This is a genomic window from Pseudomonas fluorescens (assembly GCF_000802965.1).
GTDB classification, from domain to species: domain Bacteria; phylum Pseudomonadota; class Gammaproteobacteria; order Pseudomonadales; family Pseudomonadaceae; genus Aquipseudomonas; species Aquipseudomonas fluorescens_A.
Window position 1 is genome coordinate 67,150 of sequence record NZ_JSAK01000029.1, and the last position, 25,187, is coordinate 92,336.

Consider the following 25,187-nt stretch of genomic DNA (forward strand, 5'->3'; position numbering starts at 1 on the left):
TGTAGCCCGCCAGCGCACCACCGAGTTTTGCGGACCCTGAACCAGGCAGAAACCCCATGAACATTCTCGTCGTCGAAGATGAACCCAAGGCCGGTAATTACCTGCTCAACGGCTTGCAGGAACTCGGTTATTCCGTGAGCCTGGCGCGCGATGGTGTCGATGGTCTGCACCTGGCCCTGGAACACGATTTCGACGTGATCGTGCTGGACGTGATGATGCCGAAGATGGACGGCTGGGAAGTCCTGCGCCGCTTGCGCAAGGAGGCCGACACGCCGGTGCTGTTCCTCACCGCCCGCGATGACATTGCCGACCGCATCAAAGGCCTCGAACTGGGCGCCGATGATTACCTGATCAAACCCTTTTCCTTCGCCGAACTGGTCGCGCGCCTGCGCACCCTGACCCGCCGTGGCCCCACGCGCGAAGAAGAACAGCTGCAAATCGACGACCTGCAAATCGACGTGCTTAAACGCCGCGTCACCCGCGCCGGCGTGCGCATCACCCTGACCAACAAGGAATTCGCTTTGCTGCACCTGTTCGCCACGCACCAGGGCGAGGTGCTGTCGCGTTCGATGATCGCCTCGCGGGTCTGGGACATGAATTTCGACAGCGACACCAACGTGGTGGATGTCGCAGTCCGTCGGCTGCGAATGAAGATCGACGATCCGTTCCCACTCAAGTTGATCCACAGCGTGCGCGGTATCGGCTACCGCTTCGATACCCAACCATGAGCGCACTGTCCCGTCTTCGCCATTCCCTGACGCTGCGTCTGGCGTTGGTGTTCGCTTTTTTGGCGTTTGTCTCGCTGACGTTGCTCGGCGTGGCGCTGTACCGCGACCTGGAGCGCGAATTGATCCGCCGCGACGACGCCGCGCTGGTGACCCGCATCGATCAATTGCGCACCTTCCTCAACGACAGCAACACTCTGGAACTGATCCGCACCAAACCGGCGCTGTTCCAGAACATGCTCGGCAACCGCGAAGCCCTGTTGACCATCGGCGCCCCCGGGCAACCGCCCTTGCTGGAGGTCAACCCGGGCAAACTGCACACCCCCGCATTAGCCCCCATGCCCATCGATCATCCGTTGACCCTGAGCGACGTGCAGCACTTGCCCAATGTCGACGGTGTGCCTTTTTCGGCGGTGGCGGCGACCATCGATACCGGCGACCAGGGCAGCCTGCAAGTGCTCACCGGGCGCCTGATGACCGAGCGCACCGCCGTGCTCGCCAGTTACCGCTTCAATGTCTACCTGTTCGCCAGCGTGGCAGCGATTCTGTTGGCGTTTTCCGGCTATGTCCTGGTTGATCGCGGCCTGCTGCCGGTGCGGCACCTGGCGCGGCATGCCCAAGGCATTGGCGTCGGCAACCTCAACGAACGCCTCGACAGCCAGGGCTCGCCGCTGGAGTTGCTGCCGATGATCGAGGCCTTCAACGCCATGCTCGACCGCTTGGGCAAGGGCTTCGTGCAATTGGGCCAGGTGTCGACCGACATGGCCCATGAACTGCGCACGCCGATCAACAACCTGCTCGGTGAAACACAGGTCGCGTTGCAACAGAATCGCAGCATCGAAGCCTATCAACAGTTACTCGCCTCCAACGTCGAGGAACTCGAACGCCTGGCCCGGATGCTCGACAACATGCTGTTTCTGGCCCGCACCGACCCTGCCAGTGCCCTGCGCCAACGTCAGGAGTTGCTTGCCGCCGAAGAAATGGAACGCATGGCCGACTATTTCGAAGGGCTCGCGGCCGATGTCGGTATCAGCATCAATGCCGAGGGCAGCGGACTGATCTGGGCCGAACCGATGCTGCTGCGCCGCGCCATGGCCAACCTGTGTTCCAACGCGATCAAGTACGGCGCGCCCGACTCCGAGCTGTACATCCGCGCCACGCCGGTGGCCGACGGCATACGCTTGCAGGTGCGCAACCACGGCCAGACCATCCCCGCCGAACACCTGCCCAGGCTGTTCGAGCGCTTCTACCGGGTCGACGAATCCCGCGAACGCTCGGCGCAATCCAATGGTTTGGGCCTGTCGATCGTGGCGACGATCATGCAGCTACACAACGGTGCCTACAGTGTCAGCAGTGCCGACGGAAATACCTGCTTTGAGTTGTTTTTCCCGGCGCGTAGACCGGGTGAATGACGCCCATGAAAGAGCGATGAGCACCTGTGGCGAGGGAGCTTGCTCCCGCTGGACTGCGCAGCAGGCCTTCTTTTAGGGCCGCTGCGCGCCCCAGCGGGAGCAAGCTCCCTCGCCACAGATTCGGTCCTTACCCGAATGCATCCAACCAAAAATCCCTCGACAGTGCCAGTCATGACCTAACCTCATAGGCTGGGTGACTAACAACCAGTCGAGCACGCCTATGCGCAATGGATTGAAGTGGATGATTTTCGTCGCGTTGGCGCTGTTCGGGCCCGGCAGCGCAATGCTGTCGGCGGCGCCCCTCTCCGACGCCCCTGCTGCTATCACCAAACCTGCGAGCGAGACGGTTTCCGACGCTGATCTGCTGGCACTGCAAACCCGACTGAACAGCCTCAAACAACAGGTCTCCCTCGCCACCAACTACAGCCAGCTGGAAGCCCCGCAGGATCTGGTGCAAGCGTTCATCCAGGAAATCGATCGTTTGTCAGCACTGCTGCTGCCCGAACAAGCTCAATTACAAGCGCAACTGGGCGTGCTCGGCCCTGTGCCGCTGGAACAGGCCTCTCCGGAAAAAACCGATATTGCCCTGCAACGAGCCACGCTCGGCGAGCAAAAGAGCCGAATCGATAACAACCTCAAAACCCTCGCGGCGCTCAAAACCAGTGCGACCGAGCTTCTCACCCAGATTGCCGGCATTCGTCGCAGCCTGCTCGAAACCGAAGTGACCCAACAGACCAAAAGCATCCTGAACCCGTGGTTCTGGGCGCCCCTGTTGAATCCACCCGAGGAGGACCGGCAACGGCTGAGCTCATTCGTCTCGCAGGCGAGCGCTTCCCTCGACGCGGCCTGGCAACCGGGGCAACGCCTCATCACCAGTCTTCTGGTCATTTTGGCCATGGTCCTGTGGTTCCTCGGGCGAGGGTTTACCGAACGAGGCCTGACCTGGCTGTGCATCCATCGCGTGCCTGAAGGACGCCTGCGGCGTAGCGCCCTGGCGCTGGCCTCGGTCATCGCCACGGTGTTGACTGCCTGGCTTGCCTTGCAACTGTTGTTTTTTGCCGTCACCCGACAAATGCCGTTGACGCCGCAACTGGCGGGTTTTTCCCAGGACTTCGAAAAGATCATTTATACCTGCGTGATGATCACCGGCCTGGGTCGCGCATTGCTGTCCACACAGCATCCTTCGTGGCGGCTGCCGGCCATTGCCGATTCGGTCGCACTGGCGATCAAACCGTTCCCCGCACGACTGGCCTGCGTGCTGCTGGTGCTGGTATCAATGGCGCAGTTGACCAATGCCACCGGCATGAGCTCCGAGGTCGTGATCTCGGTCAGGGGGTTTGTCGCGTTGGTCATCTCAGCGATGATCGGCCTGATGTTGTTGCGCGTCAGCAAAACCCGTCAGGCCATGGTCGCGGCCGGTACAGCGCCTGAAGCAGGCCGGACGCTGGCCGGCGTGATCTATGCCTTCGCCAGCATTGCGGTGGTGGTTTCGCTGCTGACCTTGCTCGCCGGCTACGTGTCGCTGTCGCGCTTTATCACCTACGAACTGGTCTGGCTGTTCATCATCTTTGCCGGTTTCTACTTGCTGATCCAATTGGTGAAAGACGGCTGCGAACACCTGTTTTCACCGCGACATACCACCGGCAAGGGCATCAAACAGTTGCTGGGCATTGGCGATGCACGCCTGGAGCAAATTTCGACCATCTTGTCTGGCGTCGGCCGCGCCTCGCTGTTGCTGATCGCGTTTATCACGTTGCTGGTGGGCGGCGTGGGCTCGACGCTCGGGCAACTGATCACCAACATTCTGGCCATTCTGGGTGGCGACGGCCTGCGCAAGCTGAACATCGTCCCGGGCAACCTGCTGCATGCCATCCTGGCGCTGGCGATCGGCGTCTACCTGATCCGCTCCTTTCGCCGCTGGCTGGACAACGAGTTCCTGCCGAAAACGGAAATGGACCCCGGCATGTGTGCGTCGCTCAGCACCCTGTTCGCCAATATCGGCTATGCGTCGGTGATTCTGCTCGCACTGTCTTCGCTGGGGATCAAGTGGACCAACCTGGCCTGGATCGTCAGCGCCTTGTCGGTGGGTATCGGCTTCGGCCTTCAGGAGATCGTCAAGAACTTCATTTCAGGCCTGATTCTGCTGACCGAACGCCCGGTAAAAGTCGGCGACCTGATCAGCATCAGTGGCGTGGAAGGTGATATCCGCAGGATCAACGTGCGGGCCACGGAAATACAACTGGCCGACCGCTCGATCGTGATCGTGCCCAATTCACAGCTGATTTCGCAGAATTTGCGCAACGTCACCCTCGGCGGCACCGCGCAAGGCGTGGCAACACTGGAACTGATGTTCCCGCTGGACATCGACCCGGAGCAAGTGCGCAACCTGCTGTACGACACTTACGTCGAGCACGATTCCATTCTGGATAAACCGGCGCCGTTCGTGCGCTTCAGCCAACTGAAACCCGAAGGCATTACGCTGACCATCACCGGTTACGTCGGCAGCCCGCGCAATGTGGGCCTGATCAAAAGCGATCTGCTGTTTGAAATACTCAAGCGGTTGGGCGCCGCCGGTATTGAACTGGCGAAACCACCAGCGGCATGACGCAAAACCCTTTCAATCGCACCAATCCCCTGTAGGAGCTGCCGCAGGCTGCGATCTTTTGATCCTAAAAAAGCAAAATCAAAGATCGCAGCCTCGTTGCACGAGACAGCTCCTACAGATCATGCAGATCATGCAGATCATGCAGATCATGCAGGTTCTACAGCTTTATCAATGGGCGATGCACACCGATTTCAGCTCGGTGTAAGCCTCGATCACCGCGCGACCGAACTCGCGACCCATGCCCGATTGCTTGACACCACCGAACGGCATCGCCGGGTCGAGCAGCACGTGGGCGTTGACCCAGACCGTACCCGCTTCAATACGCGGCACCAGGTTCATGGCTTTGCTCAAGTCGTTGGTCCACAGGCTGGCGGCCAGGCCGTAGCGGTTGTCGTTGGCCAGTTCGATCACGGCATCTTCATCGTCAAACGGCATCACACCCAGTACCGGGCCGAACACTTCTTCGCGGGCCACTGCCATGCTGTGGTCGATGTCGGCGAGGATGGTCGGCTGGACAAAGAAGCCGTCGCTTTCCACCAATTCACCACCCGAGACCACGCGCGCACCTTCCTGACGGGCCAGTTCGATGTGTTTGAGCACGCTTTGTTGTTGCTTGCGCGACACCAGCGGGTTGATCGCCGCGTCACCGTTCATGCCCGCGCCGATCGGCATCGACGACACCGCTGCGGCCAGGGCTTCGACAAATTGGTCGTGAATCGAACGGTGCACGTAGAAACGCGAAGCCGCCGCGCAGACTTGTCCGTTGTTCAGCAGGCCACCGAGGATTGCCCCTTGCACGGCTTTTTCGATGTCGGCATCGGCGAGCACGATCATCGGGTTCTTGCCGCCCAGTTCCAGGGAGAAACGCGTCATGTTTTCCATGCACGCCACGCCGACGCTTTTGCCCACGGCGGTGGAGCCGGTGAAAGACACTTTGCTCACTAGCGGATGCTGGGTCAGCACGCCGCCCACCGAAGCACCGCCACCGGTCACGACGTTGAACACGCCCGCCGGAATGCCTGCTTCAAGGGCCAGTTCCGCCAGACGCATCGCAGTCAGCGGGGTTTCCATCGCCGGTTTGATGATCACGGTGCAACCGGTCGCCAGTGCCGGCATCAGCTTCCAGGCGGCAATCAGCAGCGGGAAGTTCCACGGCACGATACCGACCACCACGCCAACCGGCTCACGCTTGGTGAACGCAGTGAACTTGGCACCTGGCGGCAACGGGATCGACACATCAAAGGTCTGCCCTTCGATCTTGGTCGCCCAGCCGGACATGTAGCGCATGAATTCCACGGTGGCGTTCAGATCCAGCGCGCGAGCCATGTTGATCGACTTGCCCTGGCTCAGGGTTTCCAGTTGCGCCAGTTCTTCGGCGTGCTCTTCCACCAGACGGGTGAAGTTCAGCAGGATGCGTTCGCGGTCCGCCGGGCGCAGTGCCGACCAGACGCCGGACTTGAACGCCTTGTGCGACGACTGCACGGCTTGCTCGACGACTGCCAGTGGCGCATCGAGGGTTTCGCAGAGGGTCTGCCCGGTGGCCGGGTTGACCACGGCAATGCTTTCGCCTTCGGCAAATACCCATTGACCATCAATGAAGCAGCCGTGACGGCGGCCGATGAATGCAGCAACCTGCGGCAGGATTTCAACGTTGCTCATAAATCACCTTTCATTCAAATGTGGGAGCCGGCTTGCTGGCGTCTTTATGAGCGGTGCAAGACTGGAGACCGCTATCGCTGGCAAGCCAGCTCCTACAGGGTTGGTGGGTGTGTCAGCCGTCAATCGGCTGATCAGTGTTGTTCTTTGAGGTAGCACACGACTGCCTGGCGATCGTCCGCCGAAGCCATGCCCATGTACGGCATGTAGGTGCCGGGCACGAACGCTTGGGGCTGGGTGATCAGTTGCGCGATGTTTTCGGCTTGCCAGTCGATGTTCTTGTTACGCATGGCTTGCGAGTAATTGAAGCCTTCCAGCGAACCGGACTTGCGCCCGACCACGCCCGCCAGGTTCGGCCCCATCATGCCGGTCGTGCCTTTGCTCACCGCATGGCAAACACCACACTCGTTGGCGAACAGCTCGGCGCCACGGCTCTGAACCGGTGCGCAATCGGCAGCCAGCGCGGCTTGCGCCAGGGTGAAGGACAACAAACCGATGAGGGGCAATCGCAGGGAAGTGAACATAAGAAACGACCTTGAAAATCCACGTGCTCGTCAGCAGACGAACGCCAACACTAAAACTGCCGGAGCTTGAGTGCCCTGGCAGGGTTGATAAGGATTGTCGGTGGTCGGTGACACGCAGGGTTTGCGCTGCCTGCCAGTTGTGTTGGCGCTTCTGCCAATTCGCTCGGCATGAACGCCCAATCGCCAGCAAGCCGGCTCCTACAGTTTGTAGCGTGTGAATCCGGTCTTCTGTAGGAGCCGGCTTGCTGGCGATAGCGGCGGCGAATTCGGCGCAAGAAATGAATGCCCAAAAACCTCAGCGTGGTCATGTGGTCATGCAATCTGGCATGCACAACCAACTCTTTGGCAAACAGGCAAAAGGGCGAAAGACATCCGTTCCTTAGTATCTAAAAAGACCGCAAACCTGCGCTCAAGAACAAGAACGGATGTCACGCCATGCTTAAGTCCCCCTTGCTTCGCCTTTCGACTCTCGCGCTGATGATCAGCGCAGGTCAGGCCGGAGCGTATGAGCTCTACGCCGACGACGACAGTCACCTGAACGCCACTCTGGAAGCGGTTTTCGGCATTTTCCACAGCCAGGAAAACTACGCCCTGTCGGGTCGTCTCGATGAAGGTTCTTCGTCGTGGCGCGAGGGCTACATCAAGTACGGTCTGAGCTTCGACCAGGGCCTGGCCGGGGTCGGCACTGCTTACGGTGCGGCGAACATGCTCAGCTCCGGCACTTGGGGCGATGGCGATGCGGCCGGTTTCAGCGACGGTTCGGAACGCACCACCAAGTTCGAGGACGCTTACCTCGGCTGGCGTTCGGCCGATCTGTTCCCGGTGCTGGGCACTGACGGCATTGACCTGTCGTTCGGCCGCCAGAACATCATGATCGGCGACGGCTTCCTGATTAACGGCGACGCGTTGAACCTGGGCAAAGGCCTGGCGGACGGCGAATTCAACCGTGGCGGCGCCTACTGGCTGGCGGCTCGCAAGGCCTTCGACGAGACTGCCGTGTTGCGCATTGGTGGCAAGGAAGGCTGGCGCAGCGATCTGATGTGGTTGAAATCCAACAACCGCGCCCAGGCCATGACCGAGATGTACGCGGGCACGCTGGAACACGTGTCCGAAGCCGGTACCGTCGGCGTGACCTACATCGGCACCACCGACATCGACGAGCAATACGCCTCGCCGATTCAGCTCGAACGCGACGGCATGAAGACCTACAGCCTGCGCGCCACCGGCAATGCCGGGGTGAAAGACCTGTTCCTCTCCGGCGAATACGCCAGGCAGGACAAACCCCATACCGATAGCGAAGACGCCTGGTATCTGGAGGCCGGCTGGACCTTCTCCGACGTCGCCTGGTCGCCGTATGTCAGCTACCGCTACAGCCGTTTCTCGGAAAACTACGACACGCTGTTCTACGGTTTCAGTCGCGGCTTCGGCACCTGGTTCCAGGGTGAAGTGGCGGGCAACTATGCCGGCCCGTTCAACACCAACTCGCGCATCCAGCAGGTCAAGTTCAGCGTCGCACCGCTGGAGAACCTCAGCGTCGGCGCGATGTATTTCAACTTCGACACCATCGACCGCAACCTCGGCAACACCGATGGCCACGAGGTGGACCTGTATGCCGAATGGCACGTCAACGACCACCTGAGCATCATGCCGCTGGTGGGCCTGTTCCAGCCGGACAAGAGCGCTGACCAGGGTGGCACGCAGTTGGGCAACAACGACAAGAACCTCTACAGCCAGGTGATTTTCGCCACTACGTTCTAAGTCCCGAGCGATCCCTGTAGGAGCGAGCCTGCTCGCGATGGACGCCAACGATAACGCGGGCTGCCTGAATGCCCGTGGTGCTCGGGCCTTCATCGCGAGCAGGCTCGCTCCTACAGGAGACGCGTTATCGGCATCAATGCTTTCAAGGAAAAAGGTATTTCCAATGCAGAAAAGCTTCCTCACGATCCAGAGCAAGATCGCCCTGCTCGCCGGCCTCTGCCTGCTGTTGGTGGTGGGTTTGCTGATGGGTTTGTCGCTCTACCAGACCCACCAGAGCAGCCAGCAAGTGGCCCAGGCCAGCAGCGAAATGCTCGCCGACGCCGCCAAGGAACACATGCAGGCTTTGGGCAAAGTGCAGGCCATGCAGGTGCAACGCACCTTCATGCAGACCCACGAATTTGGCCAGGGGTTATCACGGTATTTGCTTTACCTGAGGCAACTCCAGCATCAAGGGAACCTCACCCGCCAACAACTGCGCCAAGAGCTGAGCACCCAGCTTCACCAGGCACTGATCGACAAGCCCGACCTGCTCGGGCTTTACGTCATTTTTGAACCGGACGCTTTGGACGGTGCCGACGCCGGTTTCGCCGACAAGCCGGACCTGGGCAGCAACGAAACCGGACGCTTCTCGCTGTACTGGGTGCAGAGCAAACCCGGCGAACTGCAAGCCGTGATCGGCGACGAAGGCCTGCTCGCCAACACCGAGCCCGGCCCGAGCGGCGCTCCGTACAACGCCTTCTACACGTGCGCCCGCGACACCCGTCAGCCCTGCGTTCTGGAACCCTACTTCGACGAGGCGTCCGGCAGTCGCAAACTGGTGACCAGCGTCGCGTTTCCGTTGTTGGAAAACGGCAAGGTCATCGCTGTCGTCGGCCTCGACATCAACCTCGCCGCGTTGCAAAAGAACAGTGAAACCAGTGCACTGGAATTGTTCGATGGCCATGGGCAGATCAGCATCGTCAGCCCCCGTGGCGTGATCTCCGCCAACAGTCAGGATGTCACTCGCCTGGGTCAACCGATGGACAGTGCCGAGGTAATGGAAGCCCTGCGCCAAGGCCAGCCGAAGGTGTTCGTCGACCCTCAGCAAATCAAAGTGCTCGAGCCCCTGGCACCGATTGCCGGCGCCGCGCCGTGGGGCGTGTTGGTAGGCGTACCGCAAGAGGTGTTGCTGGCACCGGTCACTACCCTGCAAAAGGAACTCGACGCCCAAGGTGTGCAAAGCACCGCGCTGGAACTGCTGCTCGGTGGCGGCTCGGCCCTGCTCGGCCTGCTGTTGATCTGGTACACGGCGCAACGCATCACCCGACCACTGCAAGTGCTGACCCGTGTCATGGAGGACATTTCCCTCGGTGAAGGCGATCTGACCCGGCGCCTGGCGGTGCAATCGCGGGATGAAATCGGCCAGTTGGCCACCGCGTTCAACCGCTTTGTCGAACGCATTCACCAGTCGATTCGCGAGGTGTCGTCAGCCGCCCTTGGCGTGAATGAAGGGGCGCGGCGTGTGCTGGAGGCGTCCAATTCATCCTTGAGCAATTTCGACGATCAATCGACCCGCACCAACAGCGTCGCCGCTGCGATCAATCAACTGGGTGCCGCCGCCCAGGAAATCGCCCACAACGCGTCCGATGCTTCGCAGCAGGCTTCCGCCGCGCGGCAACAGGCCGAGGACGGGCGTCAGGTGGTGGAACGCACGATTGAGGTGATGAACGAACTGTCCGGGAAAATCAGCGCATCGTGCGCCAACATCGAAGTGCTCAACGACAAAACCGTGAACATCGGGCAGATCCTCGAAGTGATCAAGGGCATCTCACAGCAAACCAACCTGTTGGCACTCAACGCCGCGATCGAAGCAGCGCGGGCCGGTGAGGCGGGTCGCGGTTTTGCCGTGGTGGCCGACGAGGTGCGTAGCCTGGCCGGGCGCACCCAGACCTCAGCGCTGGAGATCCAGCAGATGATCGAGGAACTGCAAGTCGGAGCCCGCGACTCGGTCACCACCATGACCGAAAGCCAACAGCACAGCGAAGAAAGCGTCACCATCGCCAACCTCGCCGGCACCCGCCTGGGCAGCGTGACGCAACGCATCGGCGAGATCGACAACGTCAACCAGTCCGTCGCTGCCGCTACCGAAGAACAGACCGCGGTGGTCGAGGCGTTGAACGTCGACATCACGCAGATCAACACGCTGAATTTGCAGGGGGTTGAGAATTTGCAGGCGACGTTGCGGGCGTGTACCGAGCTGGAGCAGCAGGCGGCGCGGCTTAATCAACTGGTGGGGAGTTTTCGGATCTGACATTGATGGTGCCTGCTACATCGCAATCGCGAGCAAGCTTGCTCCTACAGTGGATGTTTGCGAGGCACAATCTTGTGTTCACCGCAGAACCCTTGTGGGAGCCGGCCTGTTGGCGATGAGGGCAGCACATTCAACATCATCGGCGCCTGATACTCCGCCATCGCGAGCAGGCTCGCTCCTACAGTGGATTTTTGCGAGGCACAAATCTTGTGTTCACCGCAGAACCCTTGTGGGAGCCGGCCTGCTGGCGATGAGGGCAGATACGACGCGGTTGAGCCGATGACGACGGCGGATCGCGGGACGCTGGCGCTGGATTCATACCCGCCGAAGGCGATAGAAATGGTGCCGATGTTGAGCGGGCGTGCAGGTTGGCTCAGGAATACTTACGACAGAAACGACGCATTTGTGGCGAGGGAGCTTGCTCCCGCTGGGCTGCGAAGCGGCCCCCTGTTTTGCCACTGCTGCGCAATGAAGCGGGAGCAAGCTCCCTCGCCACAAGGCACCCACAACACACCCGCGACCTGTAGGAGCTGCCGCAGGCTCGGGCCGCGTTCGGACGATCTTTTGATCTTGCTTTTAAAGAGCAAAGATCAAAAGATCGCAGCCTGCGGCAGCGCCTACAAAAGCAGGGTTATCAGCAATGCGCCCCGGCATGTTCCAGGCGATGAAACAACCGGTTGAAATACACCAGGCTGTCACGCGGTTCGCGCACGCCCACTTTTGTCAGTTCGACAAACATCACCGAATGCGAACCCACTTCCTTGCACTCGGTGATCCGCCCCTCCAGCTGCACCAGGGCATCGCGCAGCACCGGCACATCGGCGGCGCCGTCGTCCCACAGGTCCCAGGCAAATCGCTCGGCCATCGGCACTTTGGTCATGCCGGCGAAGTGGCGGGCGAGTTCTTCCTGCTCGCCACACAGCACGTTGACGCACAGATGGCCGTTGGTGCGGAACACGTCGTGGGTGGCGCTGTTGCGGTTGACGCAGACCAGCACGGTGGGCGGCGAGTCGGTCACCGAGCACACGGCGCTGGCGGTGATGCCGCAACGTCCGCCTGGGCCGTTGGTGGTGATGATGTTCACCGCAGCAGGCAGCTGCGCCATGGCGTTGCGAAAGTCGATTTGCTGCTGGCTCAGGTCGGCCATGTCGATGCCCCTTCCTTCAGGAGGACCGCTTTGCTGCGGCCCGTAGGTGATGGAACAAGACTAAGGCGCGACGTTGCGCGCAACCATTCTGACGATCCCCATGCAAAGGTTGGCTTTCCGCTAGTCGACTAGGTGGTTTCTTTATCGTCACGGCCCGTTGCAGTGGGTATTCTGCACACTGGCTCGAAAAAGATGAGCCGATGTCCGCCGCGCGTGCTTGCGTGCGATAACAACAATTAGAAATTCTCGTGGCAGCCCTGATGGAAACCCGCAAACCGATTGTTTACATCGTTGACGACGACAAAGACCTGCGCACTTCGCTGGCCTGGTTGCTCGAGTCCGTCAGCGTGCAGGCGCAGTGCTTTGCCGGCGCCGAAGAGTTCCTCAGCCAATACGACCCCAAGCAGCCCGCCTGCCTGGTGCTCGACGTGCGCATGCCGGAGACCAGCGGTTTCCAGTTGCAGGAAATCCTCAACCAGCGCGGCAGCACCCTGCCGACGATTTTCGTCTCGGCTCATGGCGACATTCCGATGTCGGTCACGGCGATGAAGAATGGCGCGCTGGACTTCGTCGAGAAGCCCTACAACCCGCAGCAGATGATTGACCGCATTCAGGCCGCGCTGAAGACCGCCGTGCACGCCCAGGCTGATCAGGAACAGCGCCAGAACCTGCAAGGCAAGCTCGCCCTGCTGACCAGCCGTGAGCGCGAAGTGTTGATGCTGGTGATCGACGGCAAGGCGAGCAAAGTGATCGCCCGGGAGCTGAACATCAGTGTCAAAACCGTTGATGTGCACCGCACCAAGATCAAGGAAAAAATGGGCGTGAGCAGCATTGCCATGCTGGTACGCGAAGTGCTGCATTTGCCGACGGAAGAGCCGGTGCGGCACTGAGTGATTGGCGGCGATCATGACGCCGCCATCGCTGGCAAACCAGCTCCTACAGAGGATTTTTGTGCGCCACGGATCCCTTCGGCAGCTCCCGCAGGGATCTCTGTGATGCCGGAGATTGCAGCTTCACCAAAGAACCTGTGGGAGCTGGCTTGCCGGCGATGAGGCCGGCACATCCAAGATCCCCAGTGACTGACACCCCGCTATCGCTGGCAAGCCAGCTCCCACAGGGGATTTTTCTGCGCCAAAGATCTCTGTAGGAGCTGCCGAAGGCTGCGATCTTTTGATCTTCGGCGGCCTTGAAATCGCCAAGATCAAGAGATCGCAGCCTTCGGCAGCTCCTACAGGGGGACCGTATCAGTTCTGGCTATAGCGCTTGCGGTAGGCGCCCGGGGACACGCCGAAGCGTGACTTGAAGGCCGAGGAAAAGTAGCTGGAATCGGAGAAACCCCAGGCATAACACAACGCCGAAAGCTTCTGCTCGACATCACTGCGGCGCAGGTTCTCCGCGCAGAAATCCAGGCGTCGATGCTTGATGTATTGCGCCACTACCAGGCCGCGCTTGGAGAACATCCGGTACAACCCGCGCACCGAAACCCCCACTTCACGGGCAATCATCTCGGGGCAGAGATCTTCGTCACTGATGTGCTGATCGATGAAGGCGATGATTTTACGAAATTGCCGTTCATGGGCGTCGCCATTGCTCTCGCTGGCGCTGATCCCCGGCAACAGCAGGCTGGCCAGGGCGTCGAGTACGGCTTCGCTTTCCTGCATGTCCAACCCTTCTTGCTGACGGGTTTCCAGCACCAGACGATTGGCCATCGCGGCCAAAGGGCTGTTGGCGCCGATACGCGTGGCGCAATTGACCGCATTGAAGTGCGAACCACGTTCGACCACCTGACGCGGCATGATCAGCGACAACTGGCGGGAGTCGTCGTTATACGTCATGTCGCTCGGACGACTGGCATCGATCAGCGCAATGTCGCCACAGCCCAGGCGCGCCCGGTTGTCGCCCTGCTCCAGTTGCGAACTGCCGCGCAGCTGGAACACCGCGTAGTAATGGCCGTCGCTGCTGACGCTGACGTCCTTGCTGGTGCGATACAGGTGCACGTGCGCCATGTCGACGACACTGAGCTTGATCGCACCGCTGCGGAACTCCGCGAGCTCGCCATAAAAATCGGTGTCCAGTGCGCGGGCATCGAAACGCCCGCAGGCCTGGTTAACCTGGCACAGCCAACTGTCGAACGCCTCATTGCGCACCGCCGATGGTGTAATCATGTCCGCAAAGCCTCACGTTTTTGTTGTTATTTTCCGGCCGCTTCGTCGAGCGGCTCGGTAAAAATGTTTCGTCTTCCCCATCGCCTCCCTCGATGGTCGCCGGGCGCCATTCAACAGGCTCCGGCGTCCGCTTTCCAGTGAAGAAAGCGCTTAGATGTCCAATACCAGACGAGCGGAAAGCGCTCGGGAAACGCAGGCGCAGATCTGCTTGTTCGAGGCCTTTTCCTTGTTCGACAGGCAGTTGTCACGGTGCTCCGGCACGCCGTCGAGCACCTCGACAATGCAGGTACCGCAGATGCCTTCGCGGCACTCGGTGTCGATGTCGCAGCCGTGGGCCTGCAACACGTCGACCAGACTGGTGTTGGCTGGCACGTGCAGCACCACGCCGGAGCTGGCCAGTTCCACTTCGAAACTGCCGGTCGGGGCGCTGTTGGCCGCCGGATCCGCCGCGAAGTGCTCCAGGTGAATGGCATCGTCCGAGCGACTGCGGGCGGCGACTTCCACCACTTTGTTCATGAACGGTGCCGGGCCACAGGTGTAGACATGGGCGGCATTGCCGGCGCGCTCCAGGCACTCGCTCAACGCGCCGTCCAGATCGCCCGGTTCAACGCCGTAGTGGAATTCCACATGGTCGGCAAACTGGGTCGCCAGCAGTTCGGTAAACGCCGCGTACTGCGCCGAACGGGCGAAGTAATGCAGGCGATACGGCTGGCCGCTTTCCGCCAGTCGATAGGCCATGCTCAGCAGCGGCGTGACGCCGATACCGGCAGCGAACAGCACGTGTTCGGTGGCGCCCGGGTCGAGACGGAACAGGTTGCGCGGCGCGCCCATTTCCAGCTCCATGCCCTCTTCGACTTGCTCGTGCAGCGCCAATGAGCCACCGCGCGATTGCGGCTCTTTCTTCACCGCCACCAGGTAAGCGCGGCGATCCTGCGGCGGGCTGCACAGGGAATATTGGCGGGTTACGCCGGTCGGCCCGGTGAGGTCGACGTGGGCACCCGGTTCATAGGTGTCGAGCGGCTGGCCGTCACTGCGCACGAGGCGAAAGGAACGGATATCCAGCGCTTCCTCGACGATCCTTTCGATTTTCACCTTCATCATGGCATCACCTGAATACTGTTGTTTCGATTAAGTCTTGGGGCGGACACTGATCTGTGGCGAGCGAGCTTGCTCGCGCTCGGCTGCGTAGCAGTCGCAAAATTCTCGGGGCCGCTTCGCACCCCAGCGGGAGCAAGCTCCCTCGCCACAATTGATTGCCTCCGGGAAAACATTCAGCGCATGTACAAGCCGCCATTGATGTCCAGGCACGCGCCGGTTACGGAGGTGGCGTTGTCGGCAATCAACAGCAACACGCTGTCGGCGATGAACGACGGATCGCCGAGGGTGCCGGACGGAATCATTTTCAAAATCTGTTCCAGGCGTTCCGGTGCCACGGTTTCGCGCACCACCGGCAGGTCCAGGGGACCTGGCGAAATACTGTTGACCGTCACCCCTTGCGGCGCCAGTTCACGGGCGAAGACCTTGGTCAGCGTCGCCACGCCGCCCTTGGCCGCCGCGTAATGCGCGCCGGTGGCGGTGCCGCCGTTCTGTCCGGCGAGGGAAGCGATGTTGACGATGCGGCCAAAGCCACGCTCGGCGAAATGCGCACCGAACACCTGGCAAGCGACGAAAGTGCCGCGCAGGTTGATCGCCATCGACTCGTCGAACTCTTCCGGCGTGATGTCCATCAGCGCCGCGACTTTCGACACACCGGCGTTATTCACCAGCACGTCTGTGCCGCCCCAGCGCTCGGCGAGCAAGTCACGCGCCTGCTGGAAAGCGGCTTTGCTGCGCACGTCGAGCTCGATGGCCATGGCGCTGGTGCCGGTGCTATCGAGTTCCAGGGCGAGGCGTCGCACGCCGTCCAGTTGCACATCGGCCAGGCCGACGCGATAACCCGCCGCGTGCAGACGGCGGGCGATGCACTCGCCCAGTCCCCGCGAAGCACCCGTTACAAGGGCTACTCGACTCATGATGTTGCCCTCACAAAAGGAAGCCGAGCGCACTCAGGCTGTCGGTGGAGTTGATCAGGCGCACCACTTTTCGCTCCAGCGACGGCACGCCATCGGTGAAACGAATCCGGTGATTCAGGTCCGCCACGAACGGCGTGTGCACGCCGCGTTTGTAGGCGTACAACAACTGCGCCGAGTTGACTTCGACGATGTCGCCAGCCGCTTCCACCAGACGGAAACGCGAGATGGTGCGAATGGTTTTCGCCGCGTCCACTGCCGACGGCGAATAGCCGGCGGTCAGGCGTTCGATGCGCAGGTCACGCATGCGCGCGTCGTCGTAGGCGTAGTTGAGCGTCGCTTCGAAGTCTTCGGTGTCCGGGTCGATCGGCACGATGTACTTGCCGCTTTCGCTCCACAAGGTCGCCCATTCGGCGTAGTTCTTGTGGTCGAGCAGTTCGGCTTCGCGCCAGATGAATTCGATGGCCTGGGCCAGCGGGCCGGAAAAACCGTTCAGGGTGTCGTGATTGCTCATTGGCTCATCATCCTTTTCCACATGTCGTAGGCACCGCGCATGCCGCCCTCGTCGGTGGCGTGGCTGACCTTGTCGCCATTTTCAGCGGTGATTTCGCGGTTCAGGCCGCGGTTGACCAGGATTGGCGCATCAACACCGGCGTACGAGCCGCGTTGCACGCGATCCCAGGCTTCGGCATCGTCAGGGCTGCCGAAACCGAACGGGCCCTGGAAGTGTTCGTGGATGCGCATGCGTTCGCGGTTGGCGATTTCCGGGCCGCCGTCCATGCCGAGGGCCACGTGGCGGATCTCGGTTTCAGTGACCGACACCGGGCGCAGCACGCGGAAGAACGACATCGACATCGCGATGTTCGGGAACAGGTTCAGGTTGAACCCGGCGCCGTGCAGCGAACGAACGATGCGGCGCACCTGTTCCGGCGGCATGGTTTTCGATAGTTCTTCGGTGACGTGGGCGAAACGCTCTTGCAGTTGTTCGGTGCCGTCGTCGTGATCGAGGTCGACGTGCTCCGGCACCATCACCATTACGCTGTGGCCATTACCCAGCGAATGAGTGACGGCTTGTTCGTCAGTCATGAACGAGAGCATTTCCGAAGTTTCTTCATCCACCGACGACATGAACGACTTGTGCACGATCGGGAAGTGGTAACCGTCGGTGGTGTTTTCCAGCTGGATCTTCCAGTTGCCCTTGAAGCTGAACTTGTGTTCGCCCTGGGTCTTGATCGGGTAACCGGCGCCCTGCTTCATGAACAGGTCCATCCAGTGTTTCGCCCCGCCGAGGAAGTCTTCCAGCGGTTCTATGTCGTCGATGTAGCTGGCGAAGACCATGCCGGCGTAGCTTTCAACGCGCAGGCTGGTCAGCGGCAGTTCGGATTTCTCCAGAATGCCTTCGTAGCCATCCGGATACGGCAGCGCCCGCAACTTGCCGTCCAGGCCATAGGACCAACTGTGGTACGGGCAGGTGAAACCGGTGGCATTGCCCTTGTGCTTCTCGCACACGGTGGCACCACGGTGGCGGCAACGGTTTTCCAGCACGTTGATGTTGTTCTTCTTGTCACGAACAACGATCACCGGACGACGGCCAATGGTGGCGGTCTTGAAGTCGCCGCTGTTGCGCACTTCGCTTTCGTGGGCAACCCACACCCAGGTGCGGTAGAAAATCTTCTCGAGCTCGGCTTCGAACAGCGCCGGGTCGTTGTACAGCGAGACGTCAACGCGGTCGTGCCGGACCAGTTGGTCCATGCTGCGCGATGTGGCGATCAGACGGTTTTCATGAGTACTCATACGGTCCTCCTCATGCTTTATTTTTATGATTTGGGGTCGACCGTTCACCGGCCATGCTTTGTTGCAACTGCGCTCCGAAGGCGCAGACCAATTCGTCCTGGCCTTTTCGGCCGACGATCTGCAGGCCGACTTTCAGCCCGCCGCAAACCAGTTCCACCGGCACCGTCAGCGCCGGGTGGCCGCTGAGGTTGAAGGGGCGCACCAGTGGGGTCATGCCGGCCACGGCTTTGCTACCAGCGCGAGCTTCGCTGAGGGTTGGCGGCAAGGTCGGCAGCGTCGGCAGCAGCAACACGGCGAAGTCTTCCAGCGCCGCATCCACCTGTTGCGTGAAACGTGTGCGCACGGTTTCGGCCTCTGCGAGCTCTTCACGAGTAGTGCGGCTGGCCGCCAGCAAACGTGTTTCCACATCCGCACCGATCAAGCCCTTGCCGGTCAGGTGACCGAACGCGGCCCAGTTCTCGAAATTGATCACGGTCAAACCGGCAGCGAAGGCTGCTTCGAACTCGCTCAAATACAGGCTGCTGCGACGCCATCCGGCACGGTCGGCAGCGGTACCGAGGCTCGCTTGCAAATGCGGATCGCAGGCCACTTCAAGGAAGGCCACCTTGGCGCCGTCACCTGGCAGGCCCTGCATTGCAAAGCCTGGGCAAATCACCTGCATGGCCGCGATCAGGTCGTCCATGCTCTTGGCGAACGGACCGACGCAATCGAGGCTCGATTCCAGTGGATGCGCGCCGGCACGGCTGACACGCCCGTAAGTCGGCTTCAACCCGGCAACCCCGCAGCACGCCGCCGGCACCCGCACCGAACCACCGGTGTCAGTGCCGATGGCGATGTCCGCCAGGCCTGCAGCGACGGCGGATGCCGAACCGCTGGACGAACCACCTGGCACCCGGTCTGGCGCTTGCGGGTTAATCGGCGTACCGGTCCAGTCGTTGATCCCGGTGACGCCGAAGGCCAATTCATGCAGGTTGGTCTTGCCGACGATCTGCCAGCCGGCGTCGAGGATCGCGTCGACCACTTCGGCGTTTTTGCTGGCTGCGGGTGCCTCGGCAAACGCACGGCTGCCCGAACGGGTCGGATGGCCGGCGATGTCGATGGAATCCTTGATGGCCACGCGTTTACCGCTGCCACCGAGCTGAAATTCGCTGATGAAAGTACTCATGCACCCGCCTCTGTGGTGGAAAGCCCCGTATTGAACAGCCGTTGCGTGCGGAAATGCGCGATCAGCCAGACACCGTCTACGCAGCGAAAATCGATGTTCAGGCGCGTGCCGAACAACTCGTTGCGGCCATCGGCATAGGTGGAAATCTGCTGCATGATCCACTGCCCTTGCGCCGTGCTGCCGTCGACCACGATCGACTCGCTGGTGAGGTAATGCAGGTTCAGCGTGAAGTGGTCCGACGGCGGCAGGTAACCGCCGACAAATGCGGCCACCGCGTCACGTCCACGATGCTGGCCAAAAGTCTGCGCGGTGGCACTGCCAACGCCTTCCCAGACCGCATCGATCGTGAACAACTGCGCCAGCTCGCTGACTTCAACCGGCGCACGCGGCACATCGCACAGGTCCATGTAGCGCGCCATCAGGCGGCGCACAGCACTTTCCCCTTCGAGCGTCGCCAGACGCTGCAGCAAGGCCTGGTCCATGGCTTACACCTTGGCCGCATCAGGGATGGTCAGCGGGCGACCGATGCGCGCTTCGATCTTGGCGTAGCGCCACAGGCTGTATTGGCCGACCGGCGTGGTGCGGAACAGATTGCAGGCATCGATCACCGACTGGTGGCAGTCGACGTCGGCCATGATGTACACGGTCCACGGCGAGGTGGTGGACGGGCCGACCATCAAGCGGTCATCGTCCATGGCGCCGAGCACGGTGATGCCGGGCATCGCGCCGAGGTCGCCCATCATCTGGCTGAAGCCTTTCCACACGCTCAGGCCTTCGCCGGTAGGCAGGTCGAAAAAGTTCTGGGTGATGCCGATGCAGAAGACGACGCGCAGTGGTTCTTGAGTGGTCTGGGTCATGGGTATTGATCCTTTTTGAAATAGAGAATTCAGATGTAGCCCGGGAACGGCTGAACGCCGAGGAACACCGAGCCAGCGCCGTCATAAAGCCCTTCGCTGAGGAAGGCGTGCTGGGTCACTACCATCGAGTCGCGCAGGTAGCGTTGCAGCGGATGGCGCAGGTAAATGGCGGTGGTTCCGGCGAGGCTGTAGGCGCTTTGCACCACCTCGGCGCCGGCCTGGGAAACGTGGATGGCGGACAGACGCAGCAAACTGGTTTGCTCCGGGGTGACCGGGTTGCCGGCGACGATCGAGTTCCATACCTGCTCGGTGGCGCTGTAGAAAAAGCCACGGGCAGCGGCGAGCTTGGCTTCGGCCTTAGCGATTTCGATGCGTACGTAAGCGCGGTCGGACAGTTTCGGCGCGCCGGTGATGCCACTGCCGCCAGCCATGCGGCTGATTTCATCGAGGGCAGCACGGGCCAGACCGAGGTTGACCACCGCCAGCACTTGCGCGGCGTAGGCAATCGATGGGTAGCGGAACAGCGGCTCGTCAATGGTCGCAGCCCCGCCGCGAATGAAGGTCCAGCGCTCGTCGACGCGCTTGTCACTCACGCGCAGGTCATGGCTGCCGGTGCCTTTGAGGCCGACCACGTCCCAGTTCTCGACGATCTCTACCTGCTCCGGGCGGAACACCGCGGTGCGTGGCTTGCCGCCCGCAGCGCCGATGCCGACACCGAGCAAGTCAGCGCCTTTGCAGCCGCTGGCGAATTTCCAGGTGCCGTTGACCTGATAGCCGCCGTCAACAGCCTCTGCGGGTTGCAGCGGGAACAGGCCGCCGGCGAACACCAGGTCCGGGCTCTCGGCGTAGAGTTCAGCCAGGGTTTCCCGTGGCAACGCAGCCAGGTAGACACCGGCGCTGCCGAAACTGGCCACCCAGCCCGCCGAGCCGTCGGCTTCGGAGATGCGTTCGATCATGTGCAGAAACAGGTGCGGTGCCAGGGCGTCACCGCCGAAGCATTTCGGCGTGGCGGCACGGTAGATGCCGACCTGCTTGAAGCGCTCGATCATGTCCCGAGGCACGTGGGAGCCTGCGTCGAACTCGTCGCGACGTTGGCGCACTTCGTCCAGCACTTGCGCGAAGGCAAGGCTATCGACCATGGTTTCGACCGGGACGGTCAGAGGGTCTTTTTCGGCGACAGCGGAACGCAGCATGGGCTAGTTCTCCATTTATTATTTGTAAGCCGCAACCATGCTGGAGGCGTGGCGACTGTTGATACGCACAAGCAATTGCGGCGACCAAGCCTGTAGGAACCGGCTTGCTGGCGATGAGGCCCGCAGAATCTGCGGTACTCTCGAGGCCGTCTCGCTGGCAAGCCAGCTCCTACAGAAATGTGGTCAAGTTGAGTGCCGTGTAGAGACCGATGCGTTGATGGGTCCAGTGTAAAAACCGCATCCCGGCGCCACTATTGGTGCGTGCAGCCCCCCGGCTAAAGAAATCCCCTAGATCGCCCCCGGTTACCTCTGAGCGCGTCCCCATGCGTGAGCAGGTATAAAAAGCCATACTTCTGACTTCACCGGTCGGAACCCTCTGCCGCCAAGGGCTGTGCGATGTATTTGCCAAAACCGAACGACTTCTATGCGCTGATCGAAGCCATGCCGCTGTGCATCATTCTTCACGATGCGCACACCAAGGAAATTCTCTGGGCCAACGCCGCCGCCCTGGCGGCGCTGGGCTTTACCCTGGAAGAACTGACGCCACTGAAGGCCCCGGACATGACCCGCGACGCACCGAAGTACCGGCGCTCAGTGGGTTTGCGATGGCTGGAGGGCGCCGCGCGCACGGGTCAGCGCGCCATCGAGTGGTGTTATCGCTCCAAACAAGGGGTGGAGATTCTTTCCGAGGCGGTGGCAACGCTGGTGCACCTGGAAGGTCGCGATGTGCTGATGGTGCAGTTCCGCGACATTTCCAAGGAGGACAAGGTCAAGCGCGACCTCAAGCGTTTCGAAAGTCGGCTCAAGGCTTTTATGCAGGACCTGGCCGAAGGCGTGGCGGTGCTCGGCCCCGAGGGTGAGATCCGCTTTATCAGCGACTCTGCTGCGCATTTGCTCAACGGTGACGTACACAAGCTGATCGGCAAAAACTTCCTGGCGTGGTGCGATGACACGTCGCGCCAGCGTCTGCTGCAACAGCTGACCATCGTCACGCCGGCTCTTGAAAAATCAGAGTACGCACCGTTCAGCGTGCATTACAAAGTGCAACGGCAGGATGGCGAGTGGCGCTGGCATGACGCAACCTGCCGCTACATTGAAATTGAAGACGATCTGGTCGGGCATTTGCTGCTGTTTCGCGATGTCACCGAACAAGTGCAGGCCGAAGAAGCCCGGCGCGTGAGCGAGCAAAAACTCGAATACCTGGCACGCTACAACGCCATGGGTGAAATGGCCGTGGCGATTGCCCATGAACTGAGCCAGCCTCTGGCGGCCACCCGCAACTTCATTGAAGGCGCGGTGATTCGCCTCGGCAACACGGCGGACACCGATCAGGGCGTTGCCTGGGGTTTGCAGAATGCGGTGCGGCAGATCGAGCACGCCTCCGTGATCATCAAGAGTGTGCGCGAGTACGTCGTGAAGCTTGAGCAAAGCGAAGAGCTGATCGACCTCAACGAGCTGCTGCGCGAAACCCGCTACTTCATCAGCCTGCGTGCCGACCCGAGCCGGGTAAGGGTGGAAGTCGTCACCTCGCCCAGGCCGCTGCGGGTGAGTTGCGAGAAGGTGCTGATCGGTCAGGTGATCCTCAATCTGGCGTTCAATGCGATTGAAGAGATGGCTGATCTGCCACTTGAACGCCGCGTGCTGCGCATTCATGCCAGTGCCGACAACGGCGTGGCACTGGTGCGTATCGAAGACTGCGGACGCGGGATTCAGGCGCAGGCGCAAGAGAAGCTGTTCGATGGCTTTTTCTCGTCCAAGGTCAGCGGCAACGGCATTGGCTTGGCGTTGTGCAAGAACATCATCGGTCGGCATCGGGGCGATATCTGGGCGCAGAACCAGGAACCTTGTGGCGCCGTGTTTACCTTCTCCCTTCCCCTCGCCTGATACACAACCCTGTGGCGAGGGAGCTNNCCCGCTGGGTCGCGAAGCGGCCCCCCGCCTTTCTCCAGACAGACCGAGTCATCAGGATTTACGACTGCTGCGCAGCCGAGCGGGAGCAAGCTCCCTCGCCACAAGGGGATCGCATACCCCGGATTTGTGGCGTGTCAGTGACACTGGCACAGACACACAAACACTTGGCAGGCAGGGCAATTCCTGAGGTTGCGGGGCGAGGCACTATTCAATCGTCAGAATCTGCCCACTCACCCGCGATCCGCGTTACCAACAATTCAGGAAGTTCCCCTTATGCGAACAAACAGGATCTCCGTACAGTCAGCGCTAGGCCTGAGCCTGCTTGTACTCGGTTTGAACAGTGCCCGCGCGGACCTGCCCGCCGACACCATCGGCCAGACCACCCTGGCCTTCCCCGCTGAAGCGCACCGCGCCTTCGTCGTCGATGTCGAGTTCGAAAGCTTTGTCGCCGGCCGTATCACCGTGGTCGACCCGGATCAGAAGCGCGTGCTGGGCATGGTGCCGACTGGTTTTGCCGCGCCTTCAGCCCTGAGCCATGACGGCAAGCTGATCTACAGCGCTGACATCTGGTACTCACGTGGCACCCGTGGCACCCGCACCGATGTGCTGACCGCGTGGGACAGCTCGACGCTGTCGCCGGCCTGGGAAGTGCTGATCCCGAATAAGCGCGCCGAATCGCTGACCCAGCGCTACGGCCTGAAGACCAGCGGCGATGACCGTTTCGTCTACGTCTACAACTTCACCCCGTCGACCTCGGTGACCGTGGTCGATACCCAGACCAAAGCCGTCGCCACGGAAATCTCGATTCCCGGCTGCGTACTCAACTACCCGGTGGGCAATCGCCGTTTCGCCTCGCTGTGCGGCGACGGCAGCCTGCAGGTGGTGACGATCAACGATCAGGGTCAGGAAACCGCGCGCAACCGCACGCCGTTCTTTGACCCGAACGCCGAGAAACTGGTGGAGCGTGCGGTCAACGTCGGCGACACCTACTACTTCACCACCACCACCGGCACCGTGCGCGCCGTGGATTTCTCCGGTGACGCACCGAAGATTCTGCCGAGCTGGTCGCTGGTGACCGATGCCGAGAAAAAGTCCGGTTGGGCGCCGGGCGGCTGGCAGCTGATGGCTGTCGCGCCGAAGCTGAACCGCTTGTACGTGCTGATGCATGACGCCCACGAACCGATGAAGTGGGAAGACCCGAGCCCCTTCATCTGGGCCTACGACCTCAAGACCATGAAGAAGATCGCGACCCTGGAAGCGCCGGCACCGGTGTGGAGCATGCAGGCAACCGGCGACGACAAGCCGCTGTTGCTGGGCACCGACGTTGAAGGTGGCTTGCAGATCTTCGACCTCAAGACCAACAAGCACACCGGCAGCATGGCCAAGGTCGCCAAAACCGCGACTCAGGTCATGAGCTACTAAACGAGGTTCGGCCATGCAATCAGATCCGATCTTCATCATTGCCAGCGCACTCGCCATTTCGGCGCTGCTGGCCAGTGCCGCAACGCACAAGGTGCGGGCGCCCGTGCGCTTCGCCAAACAGCTGGCGGACTACCAACTGCTGCCCGCGGCGCTGGTGCGTCCGAGCGCGCGGTTGATCCCGCTGCTGGAACTGGCCATCGCTTTCGCGCTGCTGGTCCCGGTCAGCCGGGGCTGGGCGGCGTTGTCGGCAGCCAGCCTGTTGGCGCTTTACGCCGCCGCCATCGGCATCAACCTGTGGCGCGGCCGTCGCGACATCGACTGCGGCTGTGCCGGGCCAGACCAGGCCCAACCGCTGCGCCCGGTTCTGCTGCTGCGCAACAGCGTGCTGGTGGCGCTGGCATTGCTGGCCAGCGTGGCGCCGGTTGTCCGTGACATGACTGTGTTCGATGGCTTCGTGACCCTCGCCGCTGCGGCTGTCGCGCTGCTCATCTACGCCGCGGCCGATGGCCTGCTGGCGAACTCCCCTCTTCTGCTCAAATTGATTGGTAGGTAAT

20 protein-coding genes and 2 pseudogenes are annotated in these 25,187 nt (G+C 61.3%); 10 read left to right on the forward strand and 12 right to left on the reverse strand.

The features are described 5' to 3' along the window. The first annotated feature begins 56 nt into the window (after positions 1 to 56). The 3 genes from NL64_RS22450 (at position 57) to NL64_RS22460 (ending at position 4,742) form a co-directional block, all read left to right on the forward strand. Positions 57 to 728, forward strand: coding sequence for a heavy metal response regulator transcription factor (locus NL64_RS22450; RefSeq protein ID WP_034150245.1), 672 nt, complete (start codon positions 57 to 59; stop codon positions 726 to 728). Beyond that, positions 725 to 2,137 carry a heavy metal sensor histidine kinase gene (locus NL64_RS22455; protein ID WP_437176933.1) on the forward strand — a complete coding sequence of 471 codons (1,413 nt, stop codon included), beginning with the start codon at positions 725 to 727 and terminating at the stop codon, positions 2,135 to 2,137. The genes NL64_RS22450 and NL64_RS22455 overlap by 4 nt, the downstream gene beginning before the upstream one ends. Positions 2,138 to 2,357: 220 nt before the next feature. Then, on the forward strand, positions 2,358 to 4,742 hold the full coding sequence (locus tag NL64_RS22460; RefSeq protein WP_034150246.1) for a DUF3772 domain-containing protein: 2,385 nt from the start codon (positions 2,358 to 2,360) through the stop codon (positions 4,740 to 4,742). A 168-nt stretch (positions 4,743 to 4,910) separates the two neighbouring features. Here NL64_RS22460 and NL64_RS22465 read toward each other — a convergent pair whose 3' ends face one another. Together NL64_RS22465 and NL64_RS22470 are read right to left on the reverse strand one after the other, a co-directional pair. After that, complete coding sequence (locus NL64_RS22465; RefSeq protein WP_034150247.1) at positions 4,911 to 6,401, reverse strand: aldehyde dehydrogenase family protein; 1,491 nt, start codon at positions 6,399 to 6,401, stop codon at positions 4,911 to 4,913. Between the two features lie 131 nt (positions 6,402 to 6,532). Beyond that, entirely contained in the window at positions 6,533 to 6,922 is a 390-nt protein-coding gene (locus NL64_RS22470; RefSeq protein ID WP_034150248.1) for a c-type cytochrome, read from the reverse strand. A gap of 435 nt (positions 6,923 to 7,357) precedes the next feature. Between NL64_RS22470 and NL64_RS22475 the strand changes: the two genes are divergently transcribed. The 3 genes and pseudogenes from NL64_RS22475 to NL64_RS31225 form a co-directional block, all read left to right on the forward strand. Then, on the forward strand, positions 7,358 to 8,680 hold the full coding sequence (locus NL64_RS22475; RefSeq protein WP_034150249.1) for a hypothetical protein: 1,323 nt from the start codon (positions 7,358 to 7,360) through the stop codon (positions 8,678 to 8,680). A 382-nt stretch (positions 8,681 to 9,062) separates the two neighbouring features. Further along, positions 9,063 to 10,115: pseudogene (locus NL64_RS31220) on the forward strand (HAMP domain-containing protein); the annotation flags it as partial. Between the two features lie 258 nt (positions 10,116 to 10,373). Beyond that, positions 10,374 to 10,970, forward strand: a pseudogene (locus NL64_RS31225) (methyl-accepting chemotaxis protein); the annotation flags it as partial. A 634-nt stretch (positions 10,971 to 11,604) separates the two neighbouring features. On the opposite strand, the gene hpaC reads toward NL64_RS31225, so the two are convergent. Next, positions 11,605 to 12,117 (reverse strand): 4-hydroxyphenylacetate 3-monooxygenase, reductase component, encoded by a 513-nt coding sequence (gene hpaC, locus NL64_RS22485; protein ID WP_034150251.1) that lies wholly within the window; start codon positions 12,115 to 12,117, stop codon positions 11,605 to 11,607. Between the two features lie 260 nt (positions 12,118 to 12,377). Here hpaC and NL64_RS22490 point away from each other — a divergent pair, with 260 nt between their 5' ends. After that, a complete protein-coding gene (locus NL64_RS22490; RefSeq protein WP_034150252.1) occupies positions 12,378 to 13,007 on the forward strand; it encodes a response regulator transcription factor in 630 nt (209 codons plus the stop codon). Positions 13,008 to 13,361: 354 nt separating this feature from the next. On the opposite strand, the gene feaR is transcribed toward NL64_RS22490, so the two are convergent. From feaR to NL64_RS22535, 9 genes are all read right to left on the reverse strand, one after another. Beyond that, positions 13,362 to 14,282: a transcriptional regulator FeaR gene (gene feaR / locus NL64_RS22495; RefSeq protein WP_034150253.1), complete on the reverse strand. Its 921-nt coding sequence runs from the start codon at positions 14,280 to 14,282 to the stop codon at positions 13,362 to 13,364. Between the two features lie 150 nt (positions 14,283 to 14,432). Continuing rightward, positions 14,433 to 15,383, reverse strand: coding sequence for a PDR/VanB family oxidoreductase (locus NL64_RS22500; RefSeq protein ID WP_034150254.1), 951 nt, complete (start codon positions 15,381 to 15,383; stop codon positions 14,433 to 14,435). Positions 15,384 to 15,553: 170 nt separating this feature from the next. Then, positions 15,554 to 16,294, reverse strand: coding sequence for an SDR family NAD(P)-dependent oxidoreductase (locus NL64_RS22505; RefSeq protein ID WP_034150255.1), 741 nt, complete (start codon positions 16,292 to 16,294; stop codon positions 15,554 to 15,556). Positions 16,295 to 16,304: 10 nt separating this feature from the next. Further along, positions 16,305 to 16,805, reverse strand: a complete 501-nt coding sequence (locus tag NL64_RS22510) for an aromatic-ring-hydroxylating dioxygenase subunit beta (RefSeq protein ID WP_034150256.1) — start codon at positions 16,803 to 16,805, stop codon at positions 16,305 to 16,307. Continuing rightward, positions 16,802 to 18,085, reverse strand: a complete 1,284-nt coding sequence (locus NL64_RS22515) for an aromatic ring-hydroxylating oxygenase subunit alpha (RefSeq protein ID WP_034150257.1) — start codon at positions 18,083 to 18,085, stop codon at positions 16,802 to 16,804. Before NL64_RS22515 ends, NL64_RS22510 begins: the two co-directional genes overlap by 4 nt. A gap of 10 nt (positions 18,086 to 18,095) precedes the next feature. Further along, a complete protein-coding gene (locus NL64_RS22520; RefSeq protein WP_034150258.1) occupies positions 18,096 to 19,250 on the reverse strand; it encodes an amidase in 1,155 nt (384 codons plus the stop codon). Continuing rightward, positions 19,247 to 19,732 carry a nuclear transport factor 2 family protein gene (locus NL64_RS22525; protein WP_034150259.1) on the reverse strand — a complete coding sequence of 162 codons (486 nt, stop codon included), beginning with the start codon at positions 19,730 to 19,732 and terminating at the stop codon, positions 19,247 to 19,249. The genes NL64_RS22520 and NL64_RS22525 overlap by 4 nt, the downstream gene beginning before the upstream one ends. 3 nt (positions 19,733 to 19,735) lie before the next feature. Continuing rightward, the gene (locus NL64_RS22530) at positions 19,736 to 20,107 is read right to left on the reverse strand and encodes a hypothetical protein (protein ID WP_034150260.1); all 372 of its coding nucleotides are present in this window, start codon (positions 20,105 to 20,107) and stop codon (positions 19,736 to 19,738) included. Between the two features lie 29 nt (positions 20,108 to 20,136). After that, positions 20,137 to 21,300, reverse strand: a complete 1,164-nt coding sequence (locus tag NL64_RS22535; RefSeq protein ID WP_034150261.1) for an acyl-CoA dehydrogenase family protein — start codon at positions 21,298 to 21,300, stop codon at positions 20,137 to 20,139. 396 nt (positions 21,301 to 21,696) lie between these two features. Between NL64_RS22535 and NL64_RS22540 the strand changes: the two genes are divergently transcribed. The 3 genes from NL64_RS22540 (at position 21,697) to NL64_RS22550 (ending at position 25,186) form a co-directional block, all read left to right on the forward strand. Continuing rightward, entirely contained in the window at positions 21,697 to 23,184 is a 1,488-nt protein-coding gene (locus NL64_RS22540) for a PAS domain-containing sensor histidine kinase (protein ID WP_034150262.1), read from the forward strand. Between the two features lie 300 nt (positions 23,185 to 23,484). Beyond that, the gene (locus NL64_RS22545) at positions 23,485 to 24,633 is read left to right on the forward strand and encodes an amine dehydrogenase large subunit (protein ID WP_034150263.1); all 1,149 of its coding nucleotides are present in this window, start codon (positions 23,485 to 23,487) and stop codon (positions 24,631 to 24,633) included. A 13-nt stretch (positions 24,634 to 24,646) separates the two neighbouring features. Then, positions 24,647 to 25,186 (forward strand): MauE/DoxX family redox-associated membrane protein, encoded by a 540-nt coding sequence (locus NL64_RS22550; protein ID WP_034150264.1) that lies wholly within the window; start codon positions 24,647 to 24,649, stop codon positions 25,184 to 25,186. Position 25,187: the final 1 nt, after the last annotated feature.

What these genes read in the sequence shown, in the direction of transcription:
- NL64_RS22475 (WP_034150249.1), top strand. Translation starts at nt 7,358, where the DNA reads ATGCTTAAGTCCCCCTTGCTTCGCCTTTCGACTCTCGCGCTGATGATC.
- NL64_RS22530 (WP_034150260.1), bottom strand. Translation starts at nt 20,107, where the DNA reads ATGACCCAGACCACTCAAGAACCACTGCGCGTCGTCTTCTGCATCGGC.
- NL64_RS22500 (WP_034150254.1), bottom strand. Translation starts at nt 15,383, where the DNA reads ATGATGAAGGTGAAAATCGAAAGGATCGTCGAGGAAGCGCTGGATATC.
- NL64_RS22515 (WP_034150257.1), bottom strand. Translation starts at nt 18,085, where the DNA reads ATGAGTACTCATGAAAACCGTCTGATCGCCACATCGCGCAGCATGGAC.
- NL64_RS22470 (WP_034150248.1), bottom strand. Translation starts at nt 6,922, where the DNA reads ATGTTCACTTCCCTGCGATTGCCCCTCATCGGTTTGTTGTCCTTCACC.
- NL64_RS22455 (WP_437176933.1), top strand. Translation starts at nt 725, where the DNA reads ATGAGCGCACTGTCCCGTCTTCGCCATTCCCTGACGCTGCGTCTGGCG.
- NL64_RS22520 (WP_034150258.1), bottom strand. Translation starts at nt 19,250, where the DNA reads ATGAGTACTTTCATCAGCGAATTTCAGCTCGGTGGCAGCGGTAAACGC.
- NL64_RS22490 (WP_034150252.1), top strand. Translation starts at nt 12,378, where the DNA reads ATGGAAACCCGCAAACCGATTGTTTACATCGTTGACGACGACAAAGAC.
- hpaC (WP_034150251.1), bottom strand. Translation starts at nt 12,117, where the DNA reads ATGGCCGACCTGAGCCAGCAGCAAATCGACTTTCGCAACGCCATGGCG.
- NL64_RS22460 (WP_034150246.1), top strand. Translation starts at nt 2,358, where the DNA reads ATGCGCAATGGATTGAAGTGGATGATTTTCGTCGCGTTGGCGCTGTTC.
- NL64_RS22510 (WP_034150256.1), bottom strand. Translation starts at nt 16,805, where the DNA reads ATGAGCAATCACGACACCCTGAACGGTTTTTCCGGCCCGCTGGCCCAG.
- feaR (WP_034150253.1), bottom strand. Translation starts at nt 14,282, where the DNA reads ATGATTACACCATCGGCGGTGCGCAATGAGGCGTTCGACAGTTGGCTG.
- NL64_RS22540 (WP_034150262.1), top strand. Translation starts at nt 21,697, where the DNA reads ATGTATTTGCCAAAACCGAACGACTTCTATGCGCTGATCGAAGCCATG.
- NL64_RS22545 (WP_034150263.1), top strand. Translation starts at nt 23,485, where the DNA reads ATGCGAACAAACAGGATCTCCGTACAGTCAGCGCTAGGCCTGAGCCTG.
- NL64_RS22535 (WP_034150261.1), bottom strand. Translation starts at nt 21,300, where the DNA reads ATGCTGCGTTCCGCTGTCGCCGAAAAAGACCCTCTGACCGTCCCGGTC.
- NL64_RS22525 (WP_034150259.1), bottom strand. Translation starts at nt 19,732, where the DNA reads ATGGACCAGGCCTTGCTGCAGCGTCTGGCGACGCTCGAAGGGGAAAGT.
- NL64_RS22465 (WP_034150247.1), bottom strand. Translation starts at nt 6,401, where the DNA reads ATGAGCAACGTTGAAATCCTGCCGCAGGTTGCTGCATTCATCGGCCGC.
- NL64_RS22450 (WP_034150245.1), top strand. Translation starts at nt 57, where the DNA reads ATGAACATTCTCGTCGTCGAAGATGAACCCAAGGCCGGTAATTACCTG.
- NL64_RS22550 (WP_034150264.1), top strand. Translation starts at nt 24,647, where the DNA reads ATGCAATCAGATCCGATCTTCATCATTGCCAGCGCACTCGCCATTTCG.
- NL64_RS22505 (WP_034150255.1), bottom strand. Translation starts at nt 16,294, where the DNA reads ATGAGTCGAGTAGCCCTTGTAACGGGTGCTTCGCGGGGACTGGGCGAG.